Here is an 8,058-nt window from a genome sequence, read left to right on the forward strand (position 1 = left end):
AGCATTTGCTTGTGTCAGTGGTCTGCTCAGTATGGCGTCTGATTCTGGTGCGGTCTGCGTTCATCATGCGCGCCCGCCGGTTCAACGCAGCGCGCAATCCGCGCTCACCGGACACCTGCATTCAAGCGAGCGGATCATGCCTGGCATCACCGTCGAGCCCATCACATTCGCTTTGTTCGGCGCCCTGGGAGATCTGGCGCTGCGCAAGTTGTTTCCGGCGCTGTATCAGCTGGATCGTGCCGGTCTGTTGCACGCCGATACGCAAATAGTGGCGCTATCGCGCGAGAGCGCCGACCCGTCGGCGCACAAGTCGCGTATAGAGCAGGCGCTGCGGGCGCGCATTCCAGCCAATGAAGTCGATGAGCGAGCATTCGAACGCTTCGGGCAGCGCTTGCGCTACCTGGGTATGGACTTTCGCCAGGGCGAGGGCTACAGGGTGCTGGCTGAGAGCGTACCGGCCGGCCAGCCGCTCATTGCCTATTTCGCAACGCCGGCTGCCGTTTATGGCGATATCTGCCGCTTCCTTGCCTCGGCCGGACTTGCCGAGCAGACGCGGGTCGTGTTGGAAAAGCCCATCGGGCATGACCTCGAGTCCTCGCGCACCGTCAACGACGCGGTGGCCGACCACTTTCCCGAAAGCCGGATCTATCGAATCGATCATTATCTTGGCAAGGAAACCGTACAGAACCTGATCGCATTGCGATTTGCCAACAGCCTGTTCGAAACGCAGTGGGACCAACACCACATTTCCCATGTGGAGATCACTGTCGCCGAAACTGTTGGCATTGAGGGGCGCTGGGGATACTTCGATCAGGCCGGTCAGCTGCGCGACATGGTGCAGAACCACTTGCTGCAGCTGCTCTGCCTGATTGCCATGGACCCGCCGAGCAATCTCACCGCTGACAGCATCCGTGACGAGAAAGTGAAGGTCCTCAAGGCGCTCGCGCCCATCACCGCCGAAGCGATTCATCAGCGAGTGGTGCGCGGACAGTATGCGGCCGGTAACGTTGGCGGCGAGAGGGTGCCGGGTTATCTGGACGAGGAGAATTCCAATGCCCAGAGCAGCACGGAAACCTTCGTCGCGTTGCGAGCAGACATCTGCAACTGGCGATGGTCCGGCGTGCCGTTCTACCTGCGTACCGGCAAGCGAATGGCGCAGAAGCTTTCGCAGATCGTCATCCACTTCAAGGAGCCGCCTTTTTATATCTTTGCGCCCGAACAGCGCTCGTTGATCAGCAATCGCCTGATCATTCGCCTGCAGCCAGACGAGGGTATATCTCTGCAGGTGATGACCAAGGAGCAGGGGCTCGACAAGGGAATGCACTTGCGCAGCGGCCCGCTGCAGTTGAATTTCTCTGAAACTTATAAGAGCGCGCGCATTCCCGACGCCTATGAGCGCTTGTTGCTCGAAGTCATGCAGGGCAACCAGAATCTGTTTGTGCGCAGGGACGAAATCGAATATGCCTGGCAATGGTGCGATCAGCTCATCGAAGGCTGGAGTAGGCTCGGTGCAGAGCTCAAGCTCTATCCAGCCGGCTCCTGGGGGCCGGTCGCTTCGATAGCGCTCATTTCACGTGATGGGAGGGCGTGGTATGGCGATCTCTGAGCTCGATTTACCCACCGGAGTGGTCGCTCATAGCTCGGCCGACGCGCAGCGGCAGGCCGAGCTGATGGCCGACAGCGTTGCCAAGGCGCTGCGCTATGCGGTACAGACACACGGCGTCGCAAGTCTGGTGGTATCCGGTGGGCGGAGCCCGGTTGCGTTCTTCGAGTCCCTGTCCCGGCGAGAGCTGGACTGGGCGAAGATCCAGATCAGCCTGGCCGACGAGCGCTGGGTCTCGCCAACCGATCCGGCGAGCAACGAAGGCTTGCTGCGGCGCCACCTTTTGCAGAATGCCGCGAGTGCCGCCCGGTTGATCGGGCTCTACCAGCCAGTCGACTCGCTCGAGCAGGCTGCGGGCTTCGCCAATGCGGCGCTCGACCAATTGCATCAGCCGATCGATGTGCTCGTGCTCGGCATGGGCGACGACGGGCACACCGCTTCGCTGTTCCCTGGCAGCGCCAATTTGGCGCATGCCTTGCGGGAGGATTGTCCCGAGCGCTGTGTGGCTACGCAGGCACCGGTCGCCCCCGAGGCCCGCCTGACGATGACCTATCCTCTACTGGCCTGCGCCAGGATGCAGTGTCTGGCCATTCAAGGCAGCGAAAAGCTTGAAACCCTACGTGTAGCGCTGAGTGCCGACCCGTTGCAGATGCCCATCCGGGCATTCCTGCACGCTCCGCTCGAAATCTACTGGTGCCCGTGAGGCCCGAGGACTCCTGCATGACCATGGACCAGAAGAATGCCCTGATCGAACGGATCTGCGTCGCGGCGCGGATTCTGCCGGTCATCACCATTGGCAGCGAAGAGCAGATCCTGCCGCTCGCCGATGCCTTGTCGGCGGGTGGCCTGCGTACTCTGGAGATTACCTTGCGCTCGCGTCATGGTCTGACCGCTATTCAGCGGTTGCGCCAGGAACGACCGGACCTCTGCATCGGCGCCGGAACCGTCCTCGACCGGCGCATGATGGACGAAGTGGAGGCGGCCGGCGCCCAGTTCATCGTCACGCCGGGCTCTACCTGCGACATCCTCGAAGCCGGGGTGAGCTGCTCGGTACCCTTGCTACCGGGCACGAGCAGTGCGTCCGACGTCATGGAAGGGTACGCGCTGGGTTATCGCCGCTTCAAAATGTTCCCGGCCGAGGTGTGTGGCGGCATCGCCGCGCTCAAGGCCCTCGGCGGACCGTTCGGGGACGTTCGGTTCTGCCCGACCGGCGGGGTGAGCGCTGCCAATGCGGCCCAGTACCTGGCGCTGGCTAACGTCATGTGCGTCGGCGGCACCTGGATGATTGACAGCGCAACGCTGGAGCGCGGTGACTGGGCGGGCATCCAGCAGCGTACCGCGGAGGCGCTGGCCGCTTTGCCCTAGGTCGGACTGGCGCCGCCGTCCGACTGGCGCAAGGTGCGCTGCCGGCATGATCCGCGTATGATTCGCGCCCTTTCAATCGGATTGCCACACCGGGAGGTGCCCAGATGACCGAGCACGAAGAAACCACGATCCACGCCACGCACGGCGAGAAGCTGCAGAAAGTCCTTGCCCGTCTGGGCATCGCGTCGCGTCGCGACGTCGAAAAGTGGATCGTCGAGGGCCGCGTCAAGGTCAATGGCGCGGTTGCCACACTCGGCCAGCGTGTCGATTCCCATGACGCCATCGCGGTCGATGGCCGCCTGCTCAAGCGCGAAGAAACCAGCCAGGTGGTGCGGCGTGTGCTGATCTACAACAAGCCCGACGGCGAGATCTGCACCCGCAACGACCCCGAAGGCCGCCCTACGGTGTTCGATCGCCTGCCACGTCCCAAGGAGGGCCGCTGGATCAACATCGGCCGGCTCGATATCAACACGACGGGGCTGCTGCTGTTCACCACTGACGGTGAGCTGGCCAATCGTCTGATGCACCCCTCGTACGAAATGGACCGGGAATACGCGGTACGTGTGCGCGGCGAGGTCGACGACGAGATGATCGAGCGGCTGAAGACCGGTGTGATGCTGGAGGACGGTCCGGCGCGCTTCACCGATATCCAGGAAGCGCCTGGTGGCGAGGGCTTCAACCATTGGTATCACTGCGTGGTCATGGAAGGCCGCAACCGTGAGGTTCGTCGGCTTTGGGAGTCCCAGGGGCTGGTCGTCAGTCGGCTGAAGCGTGTTCGTTTCGGGCCAGTCTTCATGACGTCAGACCTGCCCATGGGGCGCTGGCGCGAGATGTCGCAAGCCGAGGTGGACATTCTCAGCGAGGAGGTCGGCCTCAAGCCGGTCGCGCTGCCGAGCATGAAGGCCAAGGCCAAGGAGAAAATCGACCGTATGCAGCGCAAGGTAGCCAAGCCAATGGGGCGGGGCGAGCGGCGGCCACGCGTCCTTCGTCCGGCCCATGAGGCCGACGCGCCTGTAGCGGAAAAAACGCGGGTGGCTCGAGACGACAAGAGCGAGCGCAAGCCGCGGAGCAGCGACAAGCCTCGTGGAACGCCGGTCGCCGAGCGTCCGGGGGATAACCGCAAGGGTGGCAAGCGCCGCGAAGGAAGCGGGCCCTCATCTGGCCCGGCGAGGAAGCCGGCCGGAGAGGGTCAGCGGCCCGGGTTCGGCCGCGAGCGTAGCAAGCGTCCCTGATCGGCCCGCCTGCAGCGCAGCGGATGACCGGCTGCGCTGCACGGCTTCACTGCGCGTCCAGCGCCTGGCCGTTGATACCGGCGCTATCCGGGCCCATCAGGTACAGATAGACCGGCATAATTTCTTCGGGCAACGGATTGACCAGTGGGTTCTCGCCTGGATAAGCCTTGGCGCGCATATCGGTACGGGTAGCGCCCGGATTGACGCTGTTGGCACGCACCGGTGCGGTGTTATCCAGCTCGTCGGCTAAGACCTGCATCAGTCCTTCCGTGGCGAACTTCGATACGGCGTAGGCACCCCAATAGGCGCGTCCTTTACGTCCGACGCTGCTGGAGGTGAAGATCACTGAGGCGTCCTTGGAGAGCTTGAGCAGCGGCAGCAGGGTACTGGTCAGCATGAACATCGCGTTCACATTGACCTGCATGACTCGCATGAAGTTGTCGCCGGACAACTGCTCGATCGGCGTGCGAGGGCCAACGATCGCAGCGTTGTGCAGCAGCCCGTCGAGGTGTCCGAACTCCCCTTCGATCATGGCTGCCAGCTCGTCGTACTGATGCGGCAGGGCTGTCTCCAGATTGAAGGGGATGACAGCGGGGCGCGGATGGCCGGCTGCTTCGATTTCGTCGTACACCCGATTCAGATTGTCTTCATTCTTGCCCAACAGCAGCACGGTTGCTCCGTGGGCCGCGTAGGCCTTGGCAGCAGCTTCGCCGATGCCACGGCCAGCGCCGGTGACCAGAATGATGCGCCCTGCGAGGAGGTCGGGGCGGGCGGAGTACTCGAACATCGTTTGCCTCGTAGATCGAAATTGATGGGTGCTCGGCAATTACTGCCGAGTGATGATGCTGTGGTGGTGACCCTATGGCAGTTTCAGCAGCTGCACAGGGCGCTGTCCAGGACCTGGCGCAGATCCAGCGGGTGATCCACCACTACGTCCGCGCCCCAGTTGCTCGGGTTGTCTTGTGGATGGATATAGCCATAGCGCACCGCGGCGGTCCTGCTGCCGGCCGCGCGGCCCGATTCGATATCGCGCAGGTCATCGCCGACGAACAGCACCGTAGATGGGTCAAGGTCGAGCTGCTTGCACGCGAGGAGCATCGGCTCGGGGTCGGGCTTGCTGTTGGCGACGTGGTCAGGACAGACCAGCACGGCGGAACGGGACGCGAGGCCCAGCTGCTGCATGATCGGTTCGGCGAAACGCAGCGGCTTGTTGGTTACCACACCCCAGCGCAGGTTGGACCGCTCGATTTCGTCCAGCAGTTCCGCCATGCCATCGTAGAGGCGGCTATGCACGGCGCAATGCTCCTGGTAGCGCGCAAGAAACTCGAGACGCAATCCTTCGAACTCGTCCGACATGGGGTCCACATCGAAGGCGCCGAGCACCATGGCTCTGGCACCACCGGACACCACGTCACGAATCTGCTGATCCGGCACGGGCTCAAGACCGCGTGCAATCCGCATGGCCTGCGCCACGGCGATGAAATCGGGAGCGGTATCAAGCAGGGTACCGTCCATGTCGAACAGAACAGCGCGCAGGCGCATCAGGACTCCTTGACGGTCAGGACCATGTAGTTGACGTCGACGTCCGCCGACAGCTTGTAGTGCTTGGTCAGCGGGTTGTAGGTAAGGCCGACAATGTCCTTCACGGCCAAGCCGGCATCACGGCTCCAGGCGCCGAGCTCGGAAGGACGGATGAATTTCTTGAAATCATGTGTGCCGCGCGGAAGCAGCTGCAGCACATACTCCGCGCCGATGATGGCGAACGCGTAGGCTTTCGGGTTGCGGTTGATGGTGGAGAAGAACACCTGGCCGCCCGGTTTGACCAGTGTGGCGCAGGCCCGGATGACCGAGGCCGGGTCCGGTACGTGTTCGAGCATCTCGAGACAGGTGACCACGTCGAACTGCTCTGGCGCCTCTGCGGCCATGGCTTCGGCGGTGATCTGCCGATAATCGATCTCGAGTCCGGACTCAAGAAGATGCAAACGGGCAACGGACAGAGGGGCTTCGCCCATGTCGATACCCGTGACTTTGGCCCCACGGTGCGCCATGGCTTCGCTGAGGATGCCGCCTCCGCATCCGATGTCGATGACCTTTTTACCTGCCAGCGAGATATGTTCGTCGATCCAATTCACGCGAAGCGGATTGATCTCGTGCAATGGCTTGAACTCGCTTTCACGATCCCACCAGCGATGGGCAAGTGCTTCGAATTTGGCGATTTCAGCGTGGTCGACATTGCTCATGGTCCGGTCCGTTAGAAGGCTTGTGGAAAAGTTCGAATTGCAAATGCGCATGTTGCCAGCTTCGGCTGGAAAGGTGGTGCAATTGCCGCCTGGATTCTTATGTCAGGTTGTCGCGTAGGTTGGCCTCTGGGGCCGTCCGAGGGCTTTAGCCATTGTTCGTACTTGCGATGCGCTCTCCCCAGCGACACGCCTCGGTGATTATCCGTTGTTCATCCATTCGGAGCAGTTGTCCTTTCTCAAGCAGCTGCTTGCCTCCGACCCATACGTGTTGGACCGTGTCTCTGCCGGTGGAATAGATAAGCTGGGATACCGGGTCATATATCGGTTGCTGGCTCAAACCGGAAAGATCGAATGCAACGAGGTCTGCGAACTTGCCGATTTCCAAAGAACCAGTCTGGTCCTCTATACCCAGGGCTCGGGCGCCATTGAGGGTAGCCATGCGTAGCGCGCGATGGGCATCCAGAGCTGTCGCGGAGCCCGCGACAGCCTTCGCCAGCAAGGCCGCGGTGCGGGTTTCCCCGAGAAGGTCTAGGTCATTGTTGCTCGCAGCGCCATCGGTCCCCACTGCTACGTTGATTCCCGCCTCCCATAACCGCTCGATCGGACAGAAACCGCTAGCGAGCTTGAGGTTGGATTCCGGGCAGTGGATGACACTGCAGTTGTGCTCGGTGAGCAGCGCAATATCGGACTCATCAACCTGAGTCATGTGCACGGCCTGAAAGCGAGGGCCGAGCAGCTGCAGCCTCGCGAGACGCGCCAGCGGGCGCTCGCCATGCTTGCGCAACGCTTCCTGAACTTCTTGCGCAGTTTCATGAATGTGCATGTGGATACCGGCGTCCATTTCCGCTACCAGGATCCGGATCGCCTCAAGCTTGTCGTCCGTAATCGAATAGGGGGCATGTGGCCCGAAGGCGATCGAAATGCGCGGGTGATGCTTGAGATCGTCGAATAGAGCTACACCGGTGCGTAGTGCTTGGTCTGCATCGCGTGCGCCCGGAACAGGGAAATCCAGTACGGGAATGGTGATTTGCGCGCGTACCCCATGCCTGTGTACAAGCTCGCTGATGACCTTGGGGTAAAAGTACATATCCGAAAAGCACGTGACCCCGCTTTTCAGCTGCTCGGCGATCGCAAGTTCGGTGCCGCATCGCACGAATTCTTCATCGACCCAGCGTGACTCAGCCGGCCAAATATGCTCCCGCAGCCAGCGCTGCAGCGATAGATCATCGGCCAGCCCTCGAAACAAGGTCATCGCAGCGTGACCATGTGCATTGATGAGGCCGGGGGCGAGCAGCATACCTTGGAGATGTCGGATCTCATTCGCCCCGTATTTGAGTGCTTCGGCTTCGGGAGCGATAAGTACTATGCGCCCATCTCGAATGCCGAGCCCGTGCTCCCTAAGCACGACCCCTGCAGGTTCTACCGGAACGAGCCACGTAGGTAATAGAAGCAGGTCTAACGGGGTGTCACTTGATTGGGGCATGGGAGGCCGTAGCTAGGGATGGATAAGATCGATAGTGTAATGGCAGGCCGCACTGGTTTGAAGAAAGCCACACATATGAAGGATGGCTTGCTCGTCGGGCCATAAAATGTATGGCCGGTACTCCCTTGACGAACG

At 61.6% G+C, this 8,058-nt stretch carries 8 protein-coding genes; 4 read left to right on the plus strand and 4 right to left on the minus strand.

All coding sequences use genetic code 11. The features are described from left to right. The first annotated feature begins 136 nt into the window (after positions 1-136). From zwf to rluB, 4 genes are all read left to right on the plus strand, one after another. Entirely contained in the window at positions 137-1,606 is a 1,470-nt protein-coding gene (gene zwf, locus HZR81_RS20300) for a glucose-6-phosphate dehydrogenase (protein ID WP_500129091.1), read from the plus strand. Continuing rightward, positions 1,593-2,306, plus strand: coding sequence for a 6-phosphogluconolactonase (gene pgl / locus HZR81_RS20305; RefSeq protein ID WP_063541064.1), 714 nt, complete (start codon positions 1,593-1,595; stop codon positions 2,304-2,306). Before zwf ends, pgl begins: the two co-directional genes overlap by 14 nt. 17 nt (positions 2,307-2,323) lie before the next feature. Next, entirely contained in the window at positions 2,324-2,968 is a 645-nt protein-coding gene (locus tag HZR81_RS20310) for a bifunctional 4-hydroxy-2-oxoglutarate aldolase/2-dehydro-3-deoxy-phosphogluconate aldolase (RefSeq protein ID WP_500129092.1), read from the plus strand. 104 nt (positions 2,969-3,072) lie between these two features. Next, entirely contained in the window at positions 3,073-4,200 is a 1,128-nt protein-coding gene (gene rluB / locus HZR81_RS20315; protein WP_270053294.1) for a 23S rRNA pseudouridine(2605) synthase RluB, read from the plus strand. Positions 4,201-4,246: 46 nt separating this feature from the next. Here rluB and HZR81_RS20320 read toward each other — a convergent pair whose 3' ends face one another. The 4 genes from HZR81_RS20320 to HZR81_RS20335 all read right to left on the minus strand — a co-directional run bounded on the left by HZR81_RS20320 (position 4,247) and on the right by HZR81_RS20335 (position 7,923). After that, positions 4,247-4,987, minus strand: a complete 741-nt coding sequence (locus HZR81_RS20320) for a YciK family oxidoreductase (protein ID WP_102840376.1) — start codon at positions 4,985-4,987, stop codon at positions 4,247-4,249. Between the two features lie 83 nt (positions 4,988-5,070). Beyond that, complete coding sequence (gene mupP / locus HZR81_RS20325) at positions 5,071-5,742, minus strand: N-acetylmuramic acid 6-phosphate phosphatase MupP (protein WP_500129093.1); 672 nt, start codon at positions 5,740-5,742, stop codon at positions 5,071-5,073. Further along, complete coding sequence (gene ubiG, locus HZR81_RS20330; protein WP_500129097.1) at positions 5,742-6,440, minus strand: bifunctional 2-polyprenyl-6-hydroxyphenol methylase/3-demethylubiquinol 3-O-methyltransferase UbiG; 699 nt, start codon at positions 6,438-6,440, stop codon at positions 5,742-5,744. The genes mupP and ubiG overlap by 1 nt, the downstream gene beginning before the upstream one ends. A 145-nt stretch (positions 6,441-6,585) precedes the next feature. After that, positions 6,586-7,923 (minus strand): TRZ/ATZ family hydrolase, encoded by a 1,338-nt coding sequence (locus tag HZR81_RS20335; RefSeq protein WP_500129094.1) that lies wholly within the window; start codon positions 7,921-7,923, stop codon positions 6,586-6,588. Between the last annotated feature and the right edge of the window lie 135 nt (positions 7,924-8,058).

Origin of the sequence: Pseudomonas sp. LM13 (genome assembly GCF_041381355.1) — a bacterium.
Taxonomy (GTDB): Bacteria; Pseudomonadota; Gammaproteobacteria; order Pseudomonadales; family Pseudomonadaceae; genus Stutzerimonas; species Stutzerimonas frequens.